General features: G+C 69.2%; 1 pseudogene. It reads left to right on the forward strand.

The annotated features are described in order from the left end of the window. Nucleotides 1-141 precede the first annotated feature (141 nt). A pseudogene (istA, locus tag MKK84_RS18890) lies at nt 142-880 on the forward strand (IS21 family transposase); the annotation flags it as partial.

The raw sequence follows: 880 nt of genomic DNA on the forward strand, positions 1-880 counted from the left end.
CATCGCACCGGTCATGCGCGCGATCGGCCGGGCGATTCCGAAGATCGCGAACAGCAATGCGGCGGCGGCGACCGCGAGGCCGACCACGGTGGCCACCACGGCGACGAGCTTGGCGCGGGTCGCTTCCCGGGCGGTCTCGGCCTGACGCTGATGCGCATCTACGAGGCTCTGCGTGGGCTCGGCTACGAGGGCGGCTACGACGCGGTGCGCCGCTATGCCAAAGGCTGGAAGCGCGAGCGCACCGCCGTCACAGCCCAGGCGTTCGTGCCGCTCTCCTTCGCGTCGGGCGAGGCCTACCAGTTCGACTGGAGCCACGAGACAGTGCTGATCGGCGGCACGACCACGGAGATCAAGGTCGCCCACGTCCGGCTCTGCCACTCGCGCATGCCGTTCGTGCGGGCCTACCCGCGCGAGAGCCAGGGGATGGTGTTCGACGCCCACGACCGGGCGTTCGCGTTCTTCCGCGGCGCCTGCCAGCGTGGGATCTACGACAACATGAAGACCGCTGTGGACGCGATCTTCGTCGGACGTGAGCGCGCCTACAATCGCCGCTTCCTACAGATGTGCTCGCACTATCTCGTCGAGCCGGTAGCCTGCACTCCGGCCTCGGGCTGGGAGAAGGGGCAGGTCGAGAACCAGGTCGGACTGGTGCGCGAGCGCCTGTTCACGCCGCGCATCCGGGTGAGGAGCTACGACGAGCTGAACGCCCTGCTGCTCGACGGGGTGATCGCCTACGCCAAGGCCCACCCACATCCCGAGCAGCCCGACCGAACCGTGTGGCAGGCCTTCGAGGCCGAGCGGGCGGCTCTAGTCCCCTATGCCGGCCGCTTCGACGGCTTCCACGCCGTGCCGGCGGCCGTGTCCTCGACCTGCTTGGTTC

This window comes from Methylobacterium sp. E-065 (assembly GCF_022829605.1).
Classification (GTDB): domain Bacteria; phylum Pseudomonadota; class Alphaproteobacteria; order Rhizobiales; family Beijerinckiaceae; genus Methylobacterium.